20 protein-coding genes are annotated in these 22761 nt (G+C 37.1%); 7 read left to right on the plus strand and 13 right to left on the minus strand.

Features of this window, described 5'->3' with window-relative positions; genetic code table 11:
- Window positions 1–731: 731 nt before the first annotated feature.
- From ACFINL_RS07725 to rpmH, 5 genes are all read right to left on the minus strand, one after another.
- Window positions 732–1424, minus strand: coding sequence for a glutathione S-transferase family protein (locus ACFINL_RS07725; RefSeq protein ID WP_375612254.1), 693 nt, complete (start codon window positions 1422–1424; stop codon window positions 732–734).
- 139 nt (window positions 1425–1563) lie between these two features.
- Window positions 1564–2208, minus strand: coding sequence for a ribosome biogenesis GTP-binding protein YihA/YsxC (yihA, locus tag ACFINL_RS07730; protein ID WP_375612255.1), 645 nt, complete (start codon window positions 2206–2208; stop codon window positions 1564–1566).
- On the minus strand, window positions 2205–4043 hold the full coding sequence (gene yidC / locus ACFINL_RS07735) for a membrane protein insertase YidC (protein ID WP_375651302.1): 1839 nt from the start codon (window positions 4041–4043) through the stop codon (window positions 2205–2207). The genes yihA and yidC overlap by 4 nt, the downstream gene beginning before the upstream one ends.
- Window positions 4033–4425: a ribonuclease P protein component gene (gene rnpA / locus ACFINL_RS07740; RefSeq protein ID WP_375612257.1), complete on the minus strand. Its 393-nt coding sequence runs from the start codon at window positions 4423–4425 to the stop codon at window positions 4033–4035. The genes yidC and rnpA overlap by 11 nt, the downstream gene beginning before the upstream one ends.
- A 117-nt stretch (window positions 4426–4542) precedes the next feature.
- Complete coding sequence (gene rpmH / locus ACFINL_RS07745) at window positions 4543–4677, minus strand: 50S ribosomal protein L34 (RefSeq protein WP_375612258.1); 135 nt, start codon at window positions 4675–4677, stop codon at window positions 4543–4545.
- Window positions 4678–5281: 604 nt separating this feature from the next.
- Between rpmH and ACFINL_RS07750 the strand changes: the two genes are divergently transcribed.
- A complete protein-coding gene (locus ACFINL_RS07750; protein WP_375612259.1) occupies window positions 5282–6343 on the plus strand; it encodes an Mrp/NBP35 family ATP-binding protein in 1062 nt (353 codons plus the stop codon).
- Window positions 6344–6651: 308 nt separating this feature from the next.
- Here ACFINL_RS07750 and ACFINL_RS07755 read toward each other — a convergent pair whose 3' ends face one another.
- The 7 genes from ACFINL_RS07755 to ACFINL_RS07785 all read right to left on the minus strand — a co-directional run bounded on the left by ACFINL_RS07755 (window position 6652) and on the right by ACFINL_RS07785 (window position 14560).
- Complete coding sequence (locus tag ACFINL_RS07755) at window positions 6652–7446, minus strand: pyrroline-5-carboxylate reductase (protein WP_375651304.1); 795 nt, start codon at window positions 7444–7446, stop codon at window positions 6652–6654.
- 56 nt (window positions 7447–7502) lie between these two features.
- Window positions 7503–7748, minus strand: coding sequence for a hypothetical protein (locus ACFINL_RS07760; RefSeq protein ID WP_375612261.1), 246 nt, complete (start codon window positions 7746–7748; stop codon window positions 7503–7505).
- A 101-nt stretch (window positions 7749–7849) separates the two neighbouring features.
- The gene (locus ACFINL_RS07765) at window positions 7850–8218 is read right to left on the minus strand and encodes a YraN family protein (protein WP_375651318.1); all 369 of its coding nucleotides are present in this window, start codon (window positions 8216–8218) and stop codon (window positions 7850–7852) included.
- A 4-nt stretch (window positions 8219–8222) separates the two neighbouring features.
- Complete coding sequence (gene rsmI, locus ACFINL_RS07770) at window positions 8223–9110, minus strand: 16S rRNA (cytidine(1402)-2'-O)-methyltransferase (protein WP_375612262.1); 888 nt, start codon at window positions 9108–9110, stop codon at window positions 8223–8225.
- Between the two features lie 2063 nt (window positions 9111–11173).
- A complete protein-coding gene (locus ACFINL_RS07775; RefSeq protein WP_375651306.1) occupies window positions 11174–12838 on the minus strand; it encodes a 4Fe-4S dicluster domain-containing protein in 1665 nt (554 codons plus the stop codon).
- A 3-nt stretch (window positions 12839–12841) separates the two neighbouring features.
- Entirely contained in the window at window positions 12842–13762 is a 921-nt protein-coding gene (locus tag ACFINL_RS07780) for an electron transfer flavoprotein subunit alpha/FixB family protein (RefSeq protein ID WP_375612264.1), read from the minus strand.
- A gap of 51 nt (window positions 13763–13813) precedes the next feature.
- Complete coding sequence (locus ACFINL_RS07785; RefSeq protein WP_375612265.1) at window positions 13814–14560, minus strand: electron transfer flavoprotein subunit beta/FixA family protein; 747 nt, start codon at window positions 14558–14560, stop codon at window positions 13814–13816.
- Window positions 14561–15073: 513 nt separating this feature from the next.
- On the opposite strand from ACFINL_RS07785, the gene ACFINL_RS07790 reads away from it, so the two are divergent.
- From ACFINL_RS07790 to ACFINL_RS07800, 3 genes are all read left to right on the plus strand, one after another.
- Window positions 15074–15892: a hypothetical protein gene (locus tag ACFINL_RS07790; RefSeq protein WP_375651308.1), complete on the plus strand. Its 819-nt coding sequence runs from the start codon at window positions 15074–15076 to the stop codon at window positions 15890–15892.
- Window positions 15893–16071: 179 nt separating this feature from the next.
- The gene (locus ACFINL_RS07795; protein ID WP_375612267.1) at window positions 16072–16992 is read left to right on the plus strand and encodes a sulfite exporter TauE/SafE family protein; all 921 of its coding nucleotides are present in this window, start codon (window positions 16072–16074) and stop codon (window positions 16990–16992) included.
- Between the two features lie 2 nt (window positions 16993–16994).
- A complete protein-coding gene (locus ACFINL_RS07800) occupies window positions 16995–17804 on the plus strand; it encodes a TIGR02186 family protein (protein WP_273790722.1) in 810 nt (269 codons plus the stop codon).
- Window positions 17805–17826: 22 nt separating this feature from the next.
- On the opposite strand, the gene ACFINL_RS07805 is transcribed toward ACFINL_RS07800, so the two are convergent.
- The gene (locus ACFINL_RS07805) at window positions 17827–18108 is read right to left on the minus strand and encodes a DUF6460 domain-containing protein (RefSeq protein ID WP_375621636.1); all 282 of its coding nucleotides are present in this window, start codon (window positions 18106–18108) and stop codon (window positions 17827–17829) included.
- Window positions 18109–19199: 1091 nt separating this feature from the next.
- On the opposite strand from ACFINL_RS07805, the gene ACFINL_RS07810 reads away from it, so the two are divergent.
- From ACFINL_RS07810 to ACFINL_RS07820, 3 genes are all read left to right on the plus strand, one after another.
- Window positions 19200–20825: an ABC transporter substrate-binding protein gene (locus ACFINL_RS07810; protein ID WP_375651310.1), complete on the plus strand. Its 1626-nt coding sequence runs from the start codon at window positions 19200–19202 to the stop codon at window positions 20823–20825.
- A 342-nt stretch (window positions 20826–21167) separates the two neighbouring features.
- Entirely contained in the window at window positions 21168–21386 is a 219-nt protein-coding gene (locus ACFINL_RS07815) for a hypothetical protein (RefSeq protein WP_375612270.1), read from the plus strand.
- A gap of 356 nt (window positions 21387–21742) precedes the next feature.
- Window positions 21743–22761, plus strand: a 1019-nt coding sequence (locus tag ACFINL_RS07820) for an ABC transporter substrate-binding protein (protein WP_375651312.1), incomplete at its 3' end; no start/stop codon positions are given.

The following is a 22761-nucleotide window of genomic DNA, read 5'->3' on the forward strand; positions in this document are numbered from 1 at the left end:
ACTTATTTTATGATAGTGCTCGTGAGTGGTATCACGAGAGAATATCCATGAATAATATAAAATCTATTCTGCGCCACTATCTTTATGCTTCATAAATAGAGAAAATTAGCATTATCATACGTTTTGTTAGCCTTTAATGTTTTAACTTAGTCATTTTCACTCATCAATTCCATTTGTGACGCATAAGAAAACGATTATTTATCATTGTATATCAATATGTTATCCATAAATAAAATCACGTAAAAGGGGGGCAAGGGCTAACAAGAAGTTGGATTGTTTTCACACGAGAGTTGGTCGGATTCTTCATCTTTTAGGAAAGTCAGTTGAAAAAATTGTTATGTTGTAAAAACGTATGATGAGGCTTTGTTTATTATAGAGAAAATAGGATATATATTATGCAATGCGTTTTTTCATATATTGGGGAGAATGGAGTATAACATGCGTTAAGTACTGTTATTTTATTTGCCTAGCTTCCAATGATGCTACAGCTCTTGTATTTAAAGAGAGTCTTTAAAATGCTTTCTTAAGTATTTTTATCCCTGTGCTGATCTTTTTTGTGACACGATAAGAAAGTGATTTTTGTGATTCAATTATAATGGGTTTTATTCTCTGTTTAATACGATCATAAATCAATGTATTATTATATTGTTTATACGCATGCATAAAAATTCATAAACCTATAAATATCCTTTAGATAAAATATCACTTTTATTTTTGTTTGTGAGAGAAGGCTAGAAATCAAGATCTGCATAGTGAGCACTTGCAACAATTCCGCGGACGCGATCTGTTAAAAGAGAACGAAAAGAAGGGCGTGATTTAATTCTCATATACCAGTCTTTGGCAGCAGGAGATTGTTCCCAGTCAATTTCCCCTAGAAAGTCAAGTACAGAAATAGAGGCTGCTGCTGCTAGATCTGCATAGGACAAGGCAGAACCGACTAAGCTATCGCGAGAGGCACAGAGCCAATTGAGATAGTTCATATGTGGTAAAATATTGGCACGTGCATTGCGTAAAATTTGTGAATTAGGAGCACCACCGCCAATGGCAAGTGGCATTTCACGTTTATGGATTCGTTCTCGTACGATATGGCGCGTTGCTTCATTTTCGAATTTATTTAAGAACCAGTCATTGAGACGGCGTACTTCCGCACGATCTAAAGGATTTTCTGGAAAGAGCTTATTTTCTTGTCGTAAACTTCCATGTGTTTCGTCTAAATATTCGCAGATAACAAGAGGACCTGATAATGGAACCTCGTGTTCATCGAGAAAAACAGGAACATGACCAGCGGGATTGAGGGCTAGAAATTCGTGTCTTCTTGCCCATTCATATTCTTCAATCAGTTGAGTGGTTACACCATATTCCCCAAGAATGAGGCGTATGAAGCGCGAGGCAGAGGATAGGGGAGAGTGAAAAAGTGTCAGCATAATTTACACTATCAAATAGAGTTGAAGAGAATTCTTTCAAGTAATCATTTTTATAAAGATGCTTGACTAGAAGTACAAGATCATTAGTAGCTGCTAGTAATTATAATTAATAAATTGTTAATGACTAGGAATTGTTCTCTTATGCGATGGTTTGCAAAATGGCAGCACGTAATTCTTCTAAACCGATAGCTTTTTCTGAAGAGGTTACAAGAAGCTCAGGATAAGCTGCTGGGCGTTTAAGAAGCTTTGTTTGTGTGCTCATAATTAATTTTTCCAAAGCATTTGATTTGATTTTATCGCTTTTTGTCAAAACAATGTGATAAGAAACAGCTGCTTTATCAAGGAGAGCAAGAACATCTTCATCATTATTTTTGATTCCGTGCCGTGAATCAATCAAGATATATACACGTTTTAACGTTGTGCGCCCCCGTAAATAGCTAAAAATCAAATTTGTCCACGCATCAACAAGATTTTTAGGAGCAGCAGCAAAACCATAACCAGGCATATCTACTAATGCTAGAGGGGGAAGGTCTCCTAGTTGCCCACTGAATCCATCGGGGACAAAATAATTAAGCTCTTGAGTTCGTCCTGGTGTATTTGAGGTACGTGCTAAGCTTTTTTGTTGGACGAGTGCGTTGATTAAAGATGATTTTCCAACATTGGAACGACCTGCAAATGCAATTTCTGGTGGTCCTTCAGGGGGTAGAAAGCGTATTTCTGGTACACCACGAATAAAAATCCAATTGCGAGAAAAAATTCCAGAAAGGGAAGAATCTCTTGTCATTCATGCACTTCTTTTTTGGGTGATCTTCTCCAGATGGCTTTCAGATTATCAAAAAGCTCAATTTTAACTCCTTGGCGCTTCATCATGATACCTTGCTGAATGATTGATAATATATTGTTCCATGCCCAATAGATGACGAGACCAACAGGGAAAGAGGCGAGCATAAAAGTAAAGACAACAGGCATCCATGTGAATATCATCGCTTGGGTTTGGTCTTGAGGAGCAGGATTCATACGCATTTGTAAAAACATCGTTATTCCCATAATCAAAGGCCATGCACCAATCATAAGAAATGTTGGCGTTGTATATGGCAAGAGACCAAACAAGTTAAAAAGAGAAGTTGGATCGGGTGCCGCTAAATCTTTAATCCAGCCAAAGAAAGGGGCATGGCGCATTTCAATAGTGATATAGAGAACTTTATAAAGAGCAAAGAATATTGGGAATTGAACCAACATTGGCCAACAGCCTGCAAGGGGATTTATTTTTTCGGTTTTATATAGATCTATTATTGCCTTTTGTTGTTTGGTTTGGTCATCGGGATACTTTTCTTTTATTTCTAGCAACCGCGGTTGTAAAAGCTTCATGCGTGCCATAGATTTATAAGATTTATTGGCTAGAGGGAAAAGAAGAGTTTTTAAGAGAACTGTGACAAGAAGGATGGCGATACCAAAATTCCCTGTTTGTTTATAAAGAATATCAATGAGGGAAAACATTGGTTTGGTGATGAAATCAAACCAGCCCCAATCAATTAAAAGAGCAAACTTTTTTATTTTTAGGTCATTTTGATAATTATTAATAATTTCAACTTGTTTTGCACCAGCAAAAAGACGATTTGTAACAGTTTTTGTTTCATTTGGGGCAATCGTTAAAAGCGACCCTAGCAAGTCAGACTGATAATGCGTTTGCAAACGATCAAAATAAATAAAACGGCTTGTATATTCTTTATTTTGCGGGGGAATAACTGCTACAGCCCAATATTTATCGGTAATACCAATCCAACCTCCTGTTACTTTGGAAAAAGTCATGCTCTTTTGCCCATTATCAGGATTTGGGTCAAGCTCTGCTAAGGTTTTATATTTTTCAGTTTTGAGCGAATCTCCAGCAATACCTATCATACCTTCATGAAGTAAATAGGTTGCATTTGTATGTTCTGGTGGTGCAGCACGTGCAACGCGGGCATAGGACGAGAGATGTATTGGTTGATCACTTTCATTGCTGATAGAATCCTCAATGGTAAACATGAAATGATCATCAACAGAAAGGGTCCGTCGGAAGATTTGTCCCTGTCCATTATTATAAATTAAAGTGATGGGTGTTGAAGGAGTCAGGATTGTATTGTTTCCCTCTATTTGCCATTTTGTATCCGATTGTGGCAAGGCTTTTGCTGGCAAAGACGCACTTGCAAAACCAAATTCAGCAAGGTAGGTTGTTTTGAAACCTTTAGGATTTAGCAAATCGATTTCCGGTGATTTTTTATCGACTGTTAAACGATATTTTTTGAGGTGAAGATCATCAAATTGTGCACCAACAAGATTAATAGAGCCTTCCAGTTCATTGGTTTTGATTGCAATACGCTCTGTTTTGTCCAATACAGCTTTCCGGATTTCAGGTGTCATGGGCTGTTCGATGATAGATGTAGCTTGATACGTTGAGGTATCATCAGAAAAATCTGTCGTGGTAGTAGAAAGGGCTGATTGTTGTTTTGACAATTGCTGTGCGATGACTTGTTGTTTTTGTAACTTTGCTTGTTTGGGAGCAACATGAAGAAATTGCCATGCGATGAGCACTACGAAAGATAAGCCAATAGCGATAAAGAAATTGCGATTATATTCCATCCGTACACCCTTGTTGTTGTTGCTGATGTTTTATTTTTGGTTTTATTCGCCGATTTAATTCACTAATCAAGGATGTAAAAGGTGCATGTAACACATCACGGTACGCTACAATGACATAGTCTGTTCCTGCTTCCATGTGATTTGTTACACCAACTCTCACGGCCTCACGCAAGCGCCTTTTGATACGATTACGTTTCACAGCGTTACCGTTTTTACGGGTAACAGTGAAGCCTACACGTGCAAAAAGAGAATCTTTTCTTTCTGTTGTTTGTTCACGAGATTTAACTTCGAGCAAAAATAAAGGACCACGTCGTTTTTCTCCTGTACGGACAGCCAAAAAGTCTGCTCTTTTGCGAATACGGCAGGGATGTTTTTTCTTCATAAAAGAATATTTCGCAATTTCATTAAATGCCTGCAAGCAGACATTGTAGGTTCATAATAAAAGTTTCACAACGAAGAAACGATGAGCAATCCTCAACGGTTGTGAAAATTTAAATGGTTAAGCAGAAAGCCGCTTACGTCCACGAGCACGTCTTGCAGCAATAATTTTACGTCCTCCAGCTGTGGCCATGCGTGCACGAAACCCATGGCGGCGTTTACGGACAAGTTTAGAGGGTTGGTAAGTACGTTTCATTTATTTAAATACCGCGGAGTGCGGCCCTTCTTAATCTTCGTTTTATGAGTAGTTATGCGCGAGATAAACAATTTTATCCTATCATACGGCTGTTAACCCATAAGGAAAAATATAAAAAAAGTCAATCTTAGATTGTTTTTCTCTCTCTTGAAAGAATACAAAACACCTTATAACTATCTGTAACGCTTTTTTACAATACTGTAGGAGTGTTAGAAAATAACGATTGAAGCTACAGAACATAAATAGCTAGGGCCTTAAAGAATTAAAGAAGGTGTGACTGATTACTGTATGCTCAATTTAAAATATCCTTTAGGATTAAGAGTTTTTTTCAGTTTTTGTTTTTACAAAATTTTTATCAGAATATTCATTAAAGTGGTTGTAGCACAAACGTGATTGATAGGATTTTATAGCAGATTTTATGTTTGAACTTCTTTATTTTAAGGATGGTTTCATATTTTTAAAGAGATAAGAGATGTATACTTTATAATGCTGAGTAAAGTAGAAAATTATCAAGTGATGAACAAAATTATCAGGTGATGAACCTTGTAAGTATTTTTCGTTCTTATGCTTATATTTGCTGGTATTTTTATAGAGAGGAAAGAACATGGATCTTATCACAAGTGAGGCTGTCCGCAACGTATTACGTACAATCAAAGGACCAGATCTTGAAAGCGATATTGTGTCGTTGGGTCTTCTTTCAGAAATATTGATTGCTGATGGTAAGGTTTTCTTTTCCATTACAGTTCCTGATGGAGGTGTGCAAAAATGGGAATCATTGCGTCGTTCTGCTGAAAAGGTGGTATGTGCTTTGGAGGGAGTGAAATCTGCTGTTGTTACACTTACAGCAGAAAAAATAACAAAGACAGCACCTAGTCGGAGAGCAAATCTCTTACCGATCAAAATGCCCATAGAAGGTGTGCGGCATGTGATTGCTGTTGCTTCTGGAAAAGGAGGGGTCGGAAAATCTACGATGGCAATAAATATCGCCTTAGCTTTACAAGATTCTGGTTTCAAAACGGGGGTGATGGATGCTGATATTTATGGTCCTTCGTTGCCACGTTTGACAGGACTTGTTAATCAAAAACCACAGCTTATTGGAGAAAAAAAGATTCAACCTCTTGAAAAATTTGGACTTAAATTGATGTCGATGGGGTTTTTGGTTGAGGAAGAAAAGCCGGTAGTATGGCGTGGTCCTATGGTTATGGCAGCTGTAACGCAATTGTTACGAGATGTTGTATGGGGCCCTATGGACGTTTTAGTCGTGGATATGCCGCCCGGTACAGGGGATGCACAATTAACGCTTGCCCAACAGGTACAATTAACAGGTGCGTTGGTTGTCTCTACGCCCCAAGATCTTGCTTTAGTGGATGCACGTAAAGCAATAGAAATGTTCATGAAAGTTAATGTTCCTATTTTAGGACTCATTGAGAATATGAGTTATTTTATCGCTCCTGATACGGGAAAACGCTATGATATTTTTGGCTATGGTGGTGCACGGGCAGAAGCGGAACGTCGAGAACTCCCTTTCTTAGGGGAAATACCGCTTGATGCAGCTTTACGATTTTCTTCAGATGAGGGAATCCCTATTTTTGTTGCTAAGCCTAGTGAAGAGCATGCTAAACTATATCGTAAAATTGTTGATCAAATAAAAAATCAACTCTTTTGAATGGGGGGGTGTTTAAGAGAGTTTATTAAAACACAATCATGAAAGACATAAAAATAGTCGCTTCTTTGTAAGAGGAAGTTTTAATGTGTGAATGGAATATATAGGTTAAATAAACAAAAAATTATTCATGCGTTTGGATAACCTGAAGGGGAACAAAATTGAAGAGCTAGAGCCGTGAGGTAGAAAAAATATTGGACTTGAGGCAAAAAGAAGAAGACCGAAAATAAAAATAATTTAGAAAAATTGTAAAAGGTTGTAAAAAATATTTTAAAAATCATTTTTTGATACGAATTTTCTTGATATAAATCTTAAAATTTCTTTTTAGAAGCATTCATTTTTTGCAAAGTAGCTTCAAGAGCCATTGTTAAAGCATTCCTTCCTCCTTGTTGAGAAAAGTAATTTGACAAAAATTCATTTGTTCCACCCTTTGTTGAAAACTCTTTTTCAAGCAGTGCAAAATCGAGAGATACAGAACGATCCGTTGCTATAGTTTTACGCATTTCATCTGTAAGATTTCCAAACATCATGGTAAGGAATTCTGCTGATTGTTGTTTTTTTAACCCTTGTGTTATAAACCATTGATGGGCAGTTTTTATAAAATTAAAATATACTCCCATAAGTGAACCAGCTGTCATAAAAAGATTAAACTGCTCTTCCTTATCCAGCACCAATGTGCCCCCCAATGCATCAAATAAAGTGCGCAAAAAGGGATGATTGGGATAGATTGGTGTCAAATTTTTGCATTCTGCAACAAAAGGTAATGGAACAGCACGATAAACTTTATGATTAATCCACTCTTCTATTTCTGCTGCTTTTGCCATAGCAAGTACGGAAATAACCAGCTGTTCTGGACGAAAACGAAGAGAGCACAAAACGTCTTCTGCAATTTGGTTGGGCAAGCAAAGAAAAACACAATCACTAACATCGAGCAACGCTTGGTTATTTTCAGCAATCATAACTTTATCATAAGTACGTGAAAGGCGCTTTGCTGTTTGTGCATTGCGAGGCGAAACAATAATGGAAGAAACATCAAAGTTGCTTGTCATTAAGCCATTCACCATTGAAGCACTGATTGTACCCGTTCCCAAAAAGCCAAGTCTCATTATCTATTTCTCAGTTTCATATTTTAAAAGGAATTTCAATCAACATCTCAGGTGTTTTAACTAACATAAACGCTAATTGAAGAAGCAACACATAACATAGCAAGAATAATCAAAACCAAATAGATTTTGGGCTTGTCAAAGAGAACGGCAAAAGCAGAAAACCAACCAACAACAGCTGCGGCTAATGCAAATAAAAAACCTGGTTTATTCATAAGCACAATATGCATTGCCATTAACCCACCAATAATTAGCGCTCCAAAAATGATGAGCAAACCTGTTGCAAACTTTTCATAATCATCCATATTTCGCTCCTTATAGCGCTCAATTATTACACACTTTTTAACGCATATGCACATAAAAACGAAATGTTTTTTATTGAATATGGTTAAAACGGGGAGGCCTTTTATTGATCAGATGTAAAAAATGCAGGGATATGCTGTGGCCAACGCCAAGGTAAAATTGCAATTAAATCAAAGCGTACAGATAAAAGGGCATAATCTTTTTGCCGTGCGAGCCAAATATCGGCAGCTGCCTCAATTCGCTTTTCATTCATTCCGGAAACCGCTTCCATTGCTTCAGCCAACGTTGAACGTGCTTTAACTTCAACGATTAACACAAGATTTCCGCGTCGTGCAATTAAATCAATTTCTCCACATTTTGTTTTAAAACGCCTTTCGGCAATGTGAAACCCTTTGCAACGTAGCCACCAAGCTGCCAATTTTTCTGCACGAATCCCTCGATAAAAAGACTTTTGTCTGCGTTTTTTTTGTATTATTTTACGCATTTTTTAAAAAGATTAATCGCTGAAAAAGTTCTTGCTTTTTTAAACCGGTTTTTTTTGCAACAAAAGCTGCCGCTTGAGCAGCAGAATGTATCCGTGCGCGTTCTAATAGCATTTCATCAATTTCTTGATCACTTATCACATTTAAAGAAGAAGATGATTCTCCAACAAGTACAACAATTTCCCCACGAATATGTGCTTGTTTTCTGTAATTTTCTAACAAATTTCCCAAATTGGAAACATCTACTGTTTCAAACTTTTTTGTTAATTCACGACAAATGGCAGCAGGTCGATTAGCCGAAAAAAGTGTGACCATATCCTGTAAAGTTTCAACAAGACGATGCGGTGATTCATAAAAAATCAAAGTTGCTGGAATCTCTTTTAATTGTTCCAACCGTTTTCGGCGCTGTAGCTTTCGTGCACTCAAAAAACCTGCAAAAAAAAAGCTATCCGTAGGAAGCCCTGTCGGTATAAGAGCGGCTAAAAGAGCGGATGCTCCAGGAATAGGAATAATTTTATGACCAGCTTTACGGGCCTCTTCTACCAATCGAAATCCAGGATCAGAAATAAGTGGTGTTCCGGCATCTGAAACAAGTGCTACTGTTTTGTTTTCTGCTAAAGCCGCTAAGAGCTTCGGACCCGCTTTTTGCGCATTATATTCATGATAGAGAAAAGGTTTTTTTTGAATGCCGTAACGTTCCAACAAAACACGTGTTACTCGCGTATCCTCACACGCTAAAATATCAATTCCTGCAAGCACTTGCAAAGCACGAAGCGTAATATCTGCAAGATTTCCGATAGGTGTTGCCACAAGATAAAGCCCTGATTCTATAACGGGTGCAGAATAAGCATGCGCACCTATAAAATATGCTTTTTCACACATGCTCTTTTCTTTTCATTAAATTCTCCTCACCACAAGATTTTTATCCATACTCATAAGCCATTTTGGCTCATTTTTTACCAGCACATTTTTTATCATTACAAAGGCTTACCTTACTCGAATAATCGATTACACTACAATAAGATAATTTCATATTTAACGTCTTAATTTAACATTATTATCTATTTTGATCCGCGTTATTTTTTCCAGTAAAACAAATTCCAAATGTAACCAATATTCTATCAGCCCCATGATTTTCTATAAAGTTTTTCCTTCGAGAACCAAAAAACAACTTTACTCATGTTATAATCTCATGCTTCTTTGTGCTCTTTGAAAAGCTAAGCTTTTTAGATTATTTCCATAACGCCGATTTTTCAAATATTCTATTGATATCCAAACTGTTTTTCTGAGCAAATGTAAACAGCCCCTTTTGAAACACATACAGTTAACTGGCAGCTGACTTGATCAAATATAAGCTCTTATCAGCAAAATACTTTATTTTTTCATATTCTCTACAGCTTTAACAGTATACAGTATAATGAGTACCTTAGAAAAGTTTAAGGCTAAATTTTATCTTAAACATTTGATTTATAATAGAAAATTTATTATTTTGCCTATTAATTAGGAGCTTTAAATATCGTAACATTATCTCAGCTCTTCTTATAGTCAATTAATCAAAATCATTTTTGTGCATCTTGAAACCTCCTTAAAACAAAGATTATCGCCTCATTGGAGATCGCAGAGAAAATAATGCTGTTAGCTTGTACTTTTTATTTCATAAATATGGAATTGTTCGTTCACAGGATTGCGTTATACCTTTTTCGGATAGTGTCGCAAAATAATTGTTTGATATGAGAGCTATCTCTTAAAAACAAGCCCATGACTGAACAACACAAGTCTGTTTTAATTTTGGATACCTCATTTTTTCTGAAGGATATGCTCCCATAAAAAACGTAAGTAATAAAAGCGGAGACAATACGTTATCTCTTCTTTTTAGAGGTTATTGTGATGCTTTTGAAAGTTTTAAAACCGAATGGACAGATGATAGTAAAGAGGAAAACAGTTTTTTCCTTTCAGATTTCATATTCTTGCTAAATGAAGCTGTATTTTCGTTTCAGAGATTACTCAAATAGAATATGCAATATTTTTGCTCTAGCTACAAAAGCTGGAACGGCGTGCAGAGCTTTCATTCACCTTAATCTTTCTTTTAAATATACCACTTGTGTTCAATTTGGATGTTGATTTACAAGCAATAGCGAAAGCACAAGCTTTATAAAAAAACAACTCTATAAAACACGTCATAGAGTGGTCATGAAAGCTATTTTGTTTTTTATCAGGTGTTTTGCTAATAGCGATAGTCTCCATGGCTTGGCATCTGCTTATTTTTACGGTATTTGTACACATTCATTGCAGTATATTGGTAAAGGGCAGTATATTGGTAAAGGTTAGATGCAAGGCGATTATCTTTAATGCAAAAATAAAAGGTTAATGTGAGATTAAAGATTTTTTCGTGTCATTATCAGTAGAAACATTATAAAGGGCTTGAACGAGCATGCTCTTTATCTCTTTATCTCACGATGTTTTTTCTACATTCATTCGTGGTTTTCTTGAGTGAGCATTACTTGGCAAAGTGTAGGAGAAAAAATAAATGTGAAGCGCATCTTCAGGGGGGCTCTTGGCTAGTTAAAACGATAGATGTTTCTTATGAGAGGGCTAAAAGCATTTTGGATCATATGGGAGAGGGGGTAAAGTAGAACGGGCTTATTTTCCTTCAGATTTTCGAGAACCGCGGCTGTTTCTTTATCGCAGAATTGTCAAGAATATATTCATTATTGTTTTGTCATTTAGATAAAAAATTTTTGATAAAAATATGTTATGTTTTTTTATTGAAAAAAGTCATGCGGTAGGGAGAGTATTTTATATGAGAATAGAGTTCTTTTTACATTGTGAAAGAACGTATGCAGGAAGGTGATTGATGGATTTCTGATCTGAGGGAAATATTTTTATCCATTGCGTTTTGTATATTTCAATTTTAGGAGAATGAACAATGATTATATATTGGGAAATTACATATTGGGATAGAAGGGGCCCTCATTGCCTTGCGGACAGATCCAAGTGATATTTTGGTTTGGGTCTTTGATGTCACACGTTTTACAATGTATACAATTTGAAGCGTTGATCATATAAGCCAGATGACCATTATCTTCTAGCCACTCGTAGACAGCGGCGGGACAATAGCGTGTAGAGGGTCCTCCATAGATTGCATACTCAGAGTCTTTTTGTTTTTTTAATGAGGCGATTTTTAAATGGCAAGGTTGATTTTCTTCATGGTGCGTATTGGAAAGGGCAACACTTGAAAGGCGATCAAAGGTTATAACGCCATCTGGTTTTGGGTAAGCAATGGGTTGAAATTTTTCTGCTGGTTCAAGGCATGCATAATCTTCCTTTCCATGGGAGAGTGTTTTAAATAAGGAAAATCCGAACAATTGTTGCCACCACATATCAAAACCAGCAAGTTTAATTCCATATTTTGTCCCATATTTTGCCCAGAGCGGTTTGGCATTTCGCACTTTATAAAGATCTTTGCCAATGAGCCCTTTTCGCCATTGTTCTTCGATTTCTTTAACCTCATCATGGGCACGCCCTTGTGCAAGAGCGGTAGCAATTTTATCGGCAGCTAATATGCCAGATAAGATGGCATTGTGTGATCCTTTGATACGAGGAACATTGACAAATCCAGCAGAGCAGCCAATAAGCGCTCCACCAGGAAAGGTGAGTTTTGGTACAGATTGCCAACCTCCTTCGCTGATAACACGTGCACCATAGGAAAGACGTTTTGCGCCTTTAAAGATTTTATAGAGTTTTGGATGTGTTTTAAAACGTTGAAATTCTTCAAAGGGAGAAAGATAAGGATTTTTGTAATCTAAGTGCACAACAAAACCGACAGAAATGATATTGTTTTCTTGGTGATAAATAAAGCCACCGCCACCGGTATTATTGTCTAAGGGCCAACCAGTGAAATGTTGTACTAAACCGCGTTGGTGTTTGTTGGGGGCAATTTCCCAGAGCTCCTTGAGACCAAGACCAAATTTTTGTGGTTCTCGATTTTTGCTAAGATTAAAATGTTGTATCAGTTGTTTTGCAATTGAGCCGCGTGCTCCTTCCGCAATCAGAGTATATTTTGCCAATAAAGCCATCCCAGGCATATAATTTTTTCCAGGGGTTCCATCTTTGTTAAGCCCCATATCACCGGTGAGAACACCAATGATAGCTCCGTTATCTTTTTGGATGATGGGTTCTGTTGCTGAAAAACCAGGATAGATTTCAACACCCAACGCTTCAGCTTTTTTGCTTAGCCAGCGGCAGACGCTCCCAAGCGAAACGATATAACATCCGTTATTTGATAAGATTTTAGGGTGCAAAATATTGGGAAATACTGTGGACTTTTGAGGCTTTAGAAAAAAAAATTGGTCTTGTGTAACAGGGGTTGTGAAGGGATGGTCGTTATCATTTCGCCATTCTGGTAAGAGTGTGTCGATACCAATGGGGTCAACAACTGCGCCAGAGAGAATATGTGCACCAACTTCGGTTCCTTTTTCAACAATTGTGACAGAAAGCTCAGGATTAATTTGTTTAAAACGAATTGCGGCAGAAAGCCCTGCAGGTCCTGCTCCGACAATGACTATGTCAAACTCCATACTTTCACGTTGGTCATGCAGAGGTGCTTTCATGGCTTATAAAGCTTTCTCCAATTCTGGAATAATTTGGTGGAGATCACCTACAAGGGTGTAATCGGCAATTTGCATGATGGGAGCTTCTTCATCTTTATTAATGGCAACAATAATTTGTGCATCCATTATACCGGCTACATGCTGGATTGCACCGGAAATGCCAACGGCGATATAGAGTTCAGGGGCAACGACTTTTCCTGTTTGTCCAATTTGCCAATCATTGGGAGCATAGCCTGCATCCACTGCTGCGCGGCTGGCACCTAAAGCAGCATTTAATTTGTTTGCAAGAGGAAGAAGCAGGGCCATAAATTTCTCTTGAGAACCAAGACCACGCCCGCCTGATATAATAACACGTGCTGAGGTGAGCTCAGGACGATCACTTTTGTTTGTCTCTGCTTTTACGAAAGAAGAAAGATTTGGATTGGGAGCTGGTGTTATTGTTTTAATGGGAGCAGAATTATTTTGGGAAGGCGTTGGGGTGAAAGAAGCGGTGCGAACTGTTATAATCTTTTTATAATCATTGGTGCGTACAGTTTCAAATGCATTACCTGCATAAATTGGTCGTTTGAAGGTATTGGGTGAAAGAATGGCGGTAATATCTGAAATTTGCATAAGATCAAGAAGAGCTGCTACGCGCGGCATCACATTTTTCCCAGTACTGCTGGATGCTGCCATGATCACATTATAATCATTTGCTAACGTGAGAATTGTATCTGCCATAGGCTCGGCAAGTTGATGGGCTAAATAGTCTGCTTTTGCAATAAGAACTTGCCGCACACCATTAAGTTTAGCACTATTTTCCGCTATCGTTTGAACTTTTTCTCCGCAAACCAGAATATCGATATCGTTACTGAGTACGCGTGCAGCGGTGAGTACTTTTGCTGTTTCTTCTGTATTATGATCGGCCAATAAAAGAATTGCCATAAGTTTTTGCCCTTTTATGTGAGTGTTGCTTTTACTCTAGTGGTGAGAATATTAAATGCAGTTCTTCTGTTTTAAGGCTCTGACAAGTTCTACTACATTTGCCACTTTTATACCGGATTGACGGGTTTTTGGCTCTTCAACGCTTAAAATTGTTAAGCGTGCTTTCGTATCGACGCCAAGATCAGTAAGAGATTTTTGTTCAATGATTTTCTTTTTTGCTTTCATGATATTGGGGAGAGAGGTGTAACGCGGTTCATTGAGCCGTAGATCGGCGGTCATAACCATGGGAAGGGGAAGACAAAGGGTTTGTGTTCCATTATCAACTTCACGAGTAACTGTAGCATGCCCATTTTCTATGTTAAGATGTGAGGCAAAAGTTGCTTGTCCCCACCCAAGAAGAGCAGCGAGCATTTGTCCTGTTTGGTTGCTATCGTCATCAATTGCTTGTTTTCCTAAAAAGACCATGTCGGGTTTTTCTTCATCAACAATGGTTTTGAGAATCTTAGCAATTGCTAAAGGTTCAAGTGTTTGATCCGTTGTGACAAGAAGTGCGCGATCAGCTCCCATTGCAAGTCCTGTTCGTAGAGTTTCTTGAGCTGCTTCTGGGCCAATTGAAACAAGAAGAACTTCTGAAATTTTACCGGATTCTTTTTGGCGAATGGCCTCCTCCACGGCTATCTCATCAAAAGGATTCATAGACATTTTTACGTGAGACAGATCAACGCCTGTACTATCCGGTTTGACGCGTATCTTGATGTTATAATCAACAACACGTTTGACAGCGACAATTATCTTCATAATGATCCTCTTTGTTTGTATGTTACAAGTTTATAGCAATACTCATAAGAAACCAAATTGTTTAGAATGAAGTCTCAATTTATAACTTGTGTTCTCTTTCGTATAAGCTTTTTTATGTTTACTTGTACTTTCTCGTCGTCATTTTCAATCTTCATATTTTTGCATTGCCATAATTGCCTTATTTGCTTGAATAAAAAGTAAAAAAATCAATCTGTCTTGTGAGAATATTCTTTTTTAGTTTCTTATGCTTTGTTTATGATGGTGCAATAGGTCCTTTATGCAATGAAAAATTAAGTGAAAAAGATAAAAATGGGGGAATGATTTTGCTCTTCAAATCTTGAAGACAGAAAAATTAAAGATCTTTCTTTCAAATATTTTAGATAAAGATTGGGGAAAATATTTCTAACAAAAAAGTTTTTGGGAGTTCTTAAAGCTCTATTTACTAAAATAGAGCACACTTTCTCATCATTTGTTGCGATTCTTTTCAAAAAGGTTAATGAGGGGTAGGCGTTTGTGAATACGAAGGGTCATACGATCGACCAAGCGACCAAACAGGTTAGGAACGATAAAGTCTTTTCTTTTGTTGAACAGAAAGAGAGAATGGATACTTCTGTAGAAGTAACGATGTCGGATATTGCTCAAAAATTACGCACCGTTTATGCGCAAATGCAAATGAAGCATTCGCCTCGTTCTTTAATGCAGCAGAGTTCTGTAGAAGAGCATTTTAAATCTTACTTAGATGATATTAGTCGGGCCATTTTGGCTGAACATTATATACGTCGTCAAAGAGAAAAAAAGCTTTTCCAGTCTTTAGAGCAGATTAAAACAATTGTTCAAAGTTTGCAGAGTGAAAAAAAAAGCTTAGAAGAAGCAGCGGTAACACGACGGGTGTCTCGTTCAAAATCACCTGATTCTGTTGTACAAAAACTTGCTCATATGGAATGTGAGGGAAATCAAGAACGCTTATTACTTCAAAAGGTGCAAAATTTTTCGAAAGAAAACAGCATAATTTCACTCCAAACAAATGTTGAAAATACGGTGCAGCAAGAAAATAGAAGCCCTTTGCCCAGTGATGCTCTGAAATCTTCTTTTAAAAAGGTTGAGGGGCTAGTGGAGCATGCTATGATGGAAGAAAAAGGTATGATGGGTGCTCAGGCATCTAATCATTGTATTGAGAATGATTTTTTTTCTTTAAGGACGCAGTCTCGGGAACATGTGTCGTTTTTATCTTATTTGCTAAAAAAAGGTGTTCTTTGTTTTTTAACCGTTGCATTTGTGGTAGCGATAACGTTATGTTTTTATAGCTTTTTGAAAGAAGCTCGTTTTTTTTAATTTTTATGATGTTGATGTTAATAGATGTGAAATGTATTGCGCATTCGTGTTTGTGCGGAAGCTATAGCAACTAAAATTATCTTTTTAAACACGCAACAGAGATTATTGGAAAAGAGGATAATTGGAGAAGGATTCTCTAATTGTAAAAAAAAACTCAAATTATCTTGAAGGTTCTGTAAGTGAGTATTTATTTACCAATTGCTGAAATGTCACTCAATATGCTGATCTTGATTGGTATGGGAGTCGTTGCTGGTTTTTTTTCAGGACTTTTTGGAATCGGTGGTGGGTTTCTCATCACGCCGTTATTGATTTTTTATAATATTCCTCCTGCTATTGCTGTTGGAACAGGTGCTAACCAGATGATTGCTTCATCTGTAACAGGAGCAATTACACATTTTAGAAGACGTACGCTCGATATTAAACTTGGTATTCTTTTGGCGATTGGAGGAGGGATTGGTTCTTTAATCGGGATTCAGGTTTTCTCTGTTTTGAAAAAGTTAGGTCAATTAGACTTAATGATTTCGCTTCTTTATGTGATTCTTCTTGGAAGTGTAGGAAGCTTGATGATCGTTGAAAGTTGGTATGATATGATGCGCAAGCGTAAGGAAGGAAAAGCCAATATTCGTCTTGCTGGTCGACATAATTGGATTCATCGCTTACCCTTAAAAATGCGTTTTCGGACATCTATGATATATGTTAGCATTATTCCAGTTTTAGGGATTGGTCTCATTGTGGGGTTGTTGTCTTCTATTATGGGAATTGGTGGGGGGTTCTTTATGATACCAGCATTGATTTATCTTCTGCGTGTTCCAACCAGTGTGGTGATTGGGACTTCACTTTTTCAGATTACATTTGTGTCTTCTTTCACGACAGTTTTGCAAAGTATGACTAATCAGTCCGTTGATATTGTCTTGGCTTTTTTGTTAATGCTTGGAGGAAGTATTGGTGCGCAATATGGAACACGGGTTGGACGGAAGTTAAAGGCTGAACAATTGCGTATGGCACTTGCATTTTTAGTGTTGATTGTGTGTATGCGTCTTGCTTTTCAATTATTTATACGCCCTGATAATCTTTTCTCTCTGGATATTCTTATGAGATAAAAATGGGTAGATTATTTTCTTTATACATCATTACAGGTTGCTTTTGTTTTATTTCTTTTTCTACATGGTCACATGTTGGGACGCCAGCTACATTCATTGATCAAGTTGACCACGAAACTGTCCAAATTATTGTAACAACGAATACGATTACTGTGGATGCAAATTTTGCTGGTCGTGATCTTTATATTGCTGGTGTTTTAGAAAATATTGATCCTTTATATTCTCGACAGAACCGTTATGATATTGTTGTAAGCTTGGAGGGACAAGATCGGACAATGGTGATGCGAGAAAAAAAACGCAATGCCGGTGTATGGGTCAATACAGATTCTCTTATTTTTAAAAAGGTTCCTCTTTTTTACTCTATGGTCACAACACGTGAAATTGACGATATTACGAGCATTGAAGATTATAAACGCTTAGGGTTAGGATTACTCTATTTGCCATTGCAGACGGATGAACAAGATCAGAAAAAAATACAAATCTTTCGCGATGAACTTATAAAATTGCAAAAAGCTAAAAGCCTTTATTATGAGGAAGTGGGTGGGGTTCGTTTTGGTTCTGACACACTTTTCACAGCGCATTTTCGTTTGCCAGCAAATATCCCAGTTGGACATTATAAAGTTCGTGCTTATCTTTTTCGTGATGGACAGTTTATTGATAGTGCAACAACGACTCTTGAAATTGTTAAAGCACATATCACCTATACAATTTTTTATGCAGCGCACAAGTATCGTTTTTTATACGGTATTGTTGCAGTGATTATTGCTATTACTACAGGATTTTTGTGTCGTTTGATTTTTCGAAAAGATTAACGCAAGGAAAATGTTAAGGCTTTTATTTTTTATGAAAAATTCGTAAGATAAGAAAAATAGGCACAACAACAATAGCTCCTGTCATAGTTATATGGAAGAAATTTGTAAGCGTTATAAATCCTGCTTCCCATAGTGATTGAAAAAAATCGACTATTTTTTGTATGAGGTTTCGAGGTGTCCATCCCAAAAAATTCATTACGATACCAATGAAGAATGAAAGGATAAGCAATTTTAGACTAACGCGGCGTGATTTTCCTCCAAGAAACGCATGAAAAGAATCTAATAATTTTTTTTTTCGCTTCATTTTAATATACTTTCAAAGATCGTGTTTTTTATTGTATTATCATGGTACAGCGATGTTATTATCATAAAGGAAAAACATTTTTTTATTTTTTCTTACTTTTTGAGTTTATCACCTTAGTCTGGTTAACGGTGCTGGTTTTTGAAATATACACATGTTTTATTGCATTTTTTGCGATATTTTCATGGCGCTTCTTTTATTAAATGAAGGGATATCCTTTCGTCTCGAGAATTTGTAGAGAAATTTTATAACGTTTCAGCATTTCTTATCAGAGTGAGAGTTCTAGTATATTGAAGATTTTGTAACGAACTTATTATTGTCGTGTATAGAAATAATATTTCAAGACAGTTTACTTAAAAAAAGACTATCTATTCTAATAAGGGTATGCTTATATAGGTATTATATTTAGATATTTCAACCTTAGTGCATTGAAAAGATCTTTTTTTCTGAAAAAATGTAAGCAATGAATTGAGTGTTGTTAAAGGAGCAAAGATATTAAAAATACGATGTGGAAAAAAGTTTTGTTATGTGTGGGTGCGTAAAGGAATATCAGAGGGAGCCTATGCTCCTTTTATTTAGAAATAAAATATAATTTAAAAGCTGTTATTTGGCAGAGGATTATGGAAAAATTCAAAATTCCTCTTGTAGGGGGAGGAGGTCATGTCGGTTGATGGGTGAATTTTCCTGTTTTGTTAAAATGTCAAATTGTTAGTAGAGCTCTTTGTTATTAAGGCGCTTAAGCTAACAAAGAAGAGTCTTTTGATGGCATAAAAAGGCGAGAGGAAAGAAGAGACAAGCTTACCCGACAAAAGAGAGAAAGTAGTGGTTTTATAGTCTTCAATCGTAGGCGTTATGACATCATGAATAGGCTCTGTTATGGGGGAGCATTCATTGTATGTCAGAGTGTTTGTTGTTGCATGTTTTGGTTTGTCTTGGCTTATAGCCATGGGTAGAAGTCCGTGGTTGGTAAGTGGTGTTGTTTGAAGGTTTTAATAATACTTTGTTTGAGGCGCTTATGGATCATCTAACCTTATTATTAAGCATGTGCTTGTTGTGTGGGAAATTTATATAGTAAACTTTAAAAGGAAAAGTCTATGAACTTGAAGAAAAAAATATTACAAAATAGCAGCTCTCTTGTTTCTGCTTTTATAGCTTTGGCGATGGTTGCACAGCAAGTTTCAGCAAAAACACCCGCTGATACCCTTGTGATGGCTTGGAATCTTGATGCAATTAGTACATTTGATCCCGCACAACTTAATGATGTTTATGGAAGTGAAATTGTTCGCAATGTTTGTGATAATTTGGTCAGTACTGCGACAAATGATCCTGCTAAAATGGTTCCCGCTTTAGCAACACATTGGGATGTTTCAGGTGATGATCACAGTACAGTGATTACTTTTCATTTACGTGATGGTTTGAAGTTTAATGATGGTCGATCAGCCAATGCCAATGATCTTCTTTGGAGTATGAAGCGGATTGTCAAATTGAAGATGGGTAATGCGGCAATTTTTAATGAATATGGAATTGCAGAGCAAAATGTTGATGATGCTTTGCAAGCCCCAGATAAGAAAACAGTGGTGATGAAATTTGATAAGCCTTATCCAGCAGAGCTCATTCTTAATAATATTGTTGCAAGTCCGGCAACAGCTTTGCTTGATCGTCAGACAATTATGAAGCATGAAAAAGATGGCGATTTTGGAAATCAGTATTTGAAAAGTCATGCTGCTTGTGTTGGTCCTTATCAGTTAAAAAGTTGGCGCTCTGGAGAAGCTCTTTTGTTGCGTGCAAGCTCTCACTATTGGGGACAAGCGCCTAAACTGAAGCAGATTTTAATTCGCCATGTTGCAGAGCCCGGAACACAACGTTTGTTGTTGCAAAAACATGATATTGATGTTGCTCGTGATTTGACCCCTGAAGATCTTGCAGATCTGCAAAAAACAACAGATGTTAAAATCGAAGAAGTGTTAGAACCATCTATGATGTACTGGGGATTTAACATGACAAATCCTATTTTTGCTAAGGAAAAAGTGCGTTTGGCGATGCGTTATCTTATAGATTATGAAGGTCTTGGCAAGAAGCTTCTCAAAGGTGTTGGTGTTCCACGGGCCAGTTTTATTCCTCTTGGCAACTTTGGGGCTTTAGATGAAAAAGAAGGGCAACCCTTTAAACTTGATATTGCAAAAGCCAAGCAGCTTTTAGCAGAAGCTGGTTATCCGAATGGATTTGAGGCAAATTTTCTCGTATCAAATGCTCCTTATAGGGTGTTGCTTGCTCAGTCACTCCAAGATAGTGCCGCAAAGGCGGGGGTGCGTCTTAAAATTGAACGGATGGCCGGTACACAGTTGTTTTCTAAACTTTATGCACGGGCTTTTGATACGATTTTTGTCGGATGGAATAATGATTCTGCGGATCCTCATACTATGGCTTCACGTCTTGTTTATAATCCAGATAATCGGCTTGAGGCAAAAAATACCGCCTATCCTAGTTGGCAATATGGGTATTTGGATGAAACGATGAATCAAAAGGTTCAGGATGCATTGTTTCAAAAAGATCCGCAAAAACGGGCACAACTCTATGCTGATTTACAACGTGAATTGATGCAAAAAGGACCTTATGCGTTTATCTTTCAGAAATATACTGTTATCGCGATGACGCCTGATATCAAAAAGTGGGTTTGGAATAGTGCGCCACATATTTTTTATAGTAAAATTGAAAAATAAGAGTGTCTTCAATGCTGTTCAATAGATAAAGGGCATCGTCATGATATATTCGGCGTATTGTATAAATTTTAAGCTTTGCAATGCGCCGAAGATCATAGGTAATGTGTGATATATTGTTGAATGTCTTTTCAAGACATTCGTTTAAAGATATTTTTCATTCTCATTAGAGGTGTATTTAAGTGGATGTTAAGATCGATATTTCAATTTTTCTGAATTAGAAAGTGGTCAATTTATTTGTTAAAAAACTGAGTATAACATAAAGAAACGAAGTGTAACAAATATCGCGGAATTTAGTGGTGCTAAAGGTGCAAAGGTTTTGCGATGTTGAAGGAAAGTTTTGTTATGGGGGTACACAAGGGATATCAGTTTTTTATGGTGTTTATATTTTCTTTTGCTTTGAAAGATGATGAGATGTCATTTGGAGGGTGTTATTTTACGGGGAGTGATGAAAAAATTAAATTTTCTTTTGAAGAAGGAATAAAAGTCGTTGCATTTGGCAAACTAACGAATTTTTCTGTTTTATCAAATCGTCAAATTGTTATGAAGGCTCGTTGTTATTAAGGTACTTGAGCTAAAAGGGGTAGTGCTTTGATGGTATAGAAAACGCCGGAAGAAATACGAGACAAGCTTGCTTAACAAGATAGAAAAAATACAGGTTTTATAGTCTTCAATAGTAGGCGTTATGGTATCGTGGTTAAGCTCTGTTGTTGGTGAGCGTTCATTGTATATCAGAGTGTTTTCCTTTGTATGTTTTAGTTTGGCTTATAAGTGTAGACAAGAGGAGTCATTGGCAAGAGGTGCTTGTTCTTGAAGATTTTAAAGTTTGGTCTTTAGGAGCCTATCGTTCGTCTAAACTTAAATTAAGCACGTTTTGCTGCATGGAGAATTTATACAATAAACGTTAAAAGGAAAATTCTATGAACGTGAAAAGAAAAATATTGAAAAAGGGCAGTTCTTTTGTTTCTGCTGTTCTTGCAATGGGGATGTTTGTGCAACAAGTTTCAGCAAAAACACCCGCCGATACGCTTGTGATGGCTTGGAATCTCGATCCAATAAATACATTTGACCCTGCACAACTCAATGACCGTTATGGAATTGAAGTGGTTAACAATATTTGTGATAATTTAGTCGTTTCTGCTACAGATGATGCGGCTAAAATGGTTCCCTCGTTAGCGAAGAGTTGGGATGTTTCAAGTGATGATCAGAGTACGGTGATTACTTTTCACTTGCGTGATGGTTTAAAGTTTTATGATGGTCGTCCTGCGAATGCCAATGATCTTGTTTGGGGTATGAAGCGGGTTGTCAAATTGAAATTGGCTAATGCGGCAACATTTAATGAATATGGGATTACAGAACAAAACGTTGATGAGGCTTTTCAAGCACCGGACGACAAAACAGTGGTGATGAAATTTGATAAACCTTATCCAGCAGAGCTCATTCTTAGCAATATTTCCACTAATCGCACTGCTGCCTTGCTGGATCGTGAGACACTCATGAAACACGAACAAGATGGTGATATGGGAAACCGGTATTTGGCCAGTCATTCTGCTTGTGTTGGTCCTTATCAGCTAGAGAGTTGGCGCCCTGGAGAAGGAATTTTGTTGCGTGCAAGCTCCAATTATTGGGGGGAGGAGCCTAAATTGAAGAAGATTTTAATTCGCCATGTTGCGGAGCCTGGAACGCAACGTTTATTATTGGAAAAACATGATATCGATGTTGCACGTAATCTGATGCCAGAAGATTTGGCAGATCTCCAAGCAACAACGGATATTAAAGTTGAAAAAGTGTTGGCGCCCTCCATGATCATATGGGGATTTAATGCGACAAACCCTATTTTTGCCAATGAAAAAGTGCGTTTGGCGATGCGCTATCTTATTGACTATGAAGGACTCGGTAAGACTCTTCTCAAAGATGTTGGTATTCCACGTGCAAGTTT

This window comes from Bartonella sp. AA78NXGY, from assembly GCF_042197005.1.
Classification (GTDB): Bacteria; Pseudomonadota; Alphaproteobacteria; order Rhizobiales; family Rhizobiaceae; genus Bartonella.

Excerpts from the sequence above, each read along its gene's own strand:
- ACFINL_RS07815 (WP_375612270.1), top strand. The coding sequence starts at position 21,168 with ATGGGGGTACACAAGGGATATCAGTTTTTTATGGTGTTTATATTTTCT.
- yihA (WP_375612255.1), bottom strand. The coding sequence starts at position 2,208 with ATGACAAGAGATTCTTCCCTTTCTGGAATTTTTTCTCGCAATTGGATT.
- ACFINL_RS07800 (WP_273790722.1), top strand. The coding sequence starts at position 16,995 with ATGGGTAGATTATTTTCTTTATACATCATTACAGGTTGCTTTTGTTTT.
- ACFINL_RS07750 (WP_375612259.1), top strand. The coding sequence starts at position 5,282 with ATGGATCTTATCACAAGTGAGGCTGTCCGCAACGTATTACGTACAATC.
- ACFINL_RS07805 (WP_375621636.1), bottom strand. The coding sequence starts at position 18,108 with ATGAAGCGAAAAAAAAAATTATTAGATTCTTTTCATGCGTTTCTTGGA.
- ACFINL_RS07755 (WP_375651304.1), bottom strand. The coding sequence starts at position 7,446 with ATGAGACTTGGCTTTTTGGGAACGGGTACAATCAGTGCTTCAATGGTG.
- ACFINL_RS07760 (WP_375612261.1), bottom strand. The coding sequence starts at position 7,748 with ATGGATGATTATGAAAAGTTTGCAACAGGTTTGCTCATCATTTTTGGA.
- ACFINL_RS07810 (WP_375651310.1), top strand. The coding sequence starts at position 19,200 with ATGAACTTGAAGAAAAAAATATTACAAAATAGCAGCTCTCTTGTTTCT.
- rnpA (WP_375612257.1), bottom strand. The coding sequence starts at position 4,425 with ATGAAGAAAAAACATCCCTGCCGTATTCGCAAAAGAGCAGACTTTTTG.
- rpmH (WP_375612258.1), bottom strand. The coding sequence starts at position 4,677 with ATGAAACGTACTTACCAACCCTCTAAACTTGTCCGTAAACGCCGCCAT.
- yidC (WP_375651302.1), bottom strand. The coding sequence starts at position 4,043 with ATGGAATATAATCGCAATTTCTTTATCGCTATTGGCTTATCTTTCGTA.
- ACFINL_RS07775 (WP_375651306.1), bottom strand. The coding sequence starts at position 12,838 with ATGAAAGCACCTCTGCATGACCAACGTGAAAGTATGGAGTTTGACATA.
- ACFINL_RS07725 (WP_375612254.1), bottom strand. The coding sequence starts at position 1,424 with ATGCTGACACTTTTTCACTCTCCCCTATCCTCTGCCTCGCGCTTCATA.
- ACFINL_RS07780 (WP_375612264.1), bottom strand. The coding sequence starts at position 13,762 with ATGGCAATTCTTTTATTGGCCGATCATAATACAGAAGAAACAGCAAAA.
- ACFINL_RS07785 (WP_375612265.1), bottom strand. The coding sequence starts at position 14,560 with ATGAAGATAATTGTCGCTGTCAAACGTGTTGTTGATTATAACATCAAG.
- rsmI (WP_375612262.1), bottom strand. The coding sequence starts at position 9,110 with ATGTGTGAAAAAGCATATTTTATAGGTGCGCATGCTTATTCTGCACCC.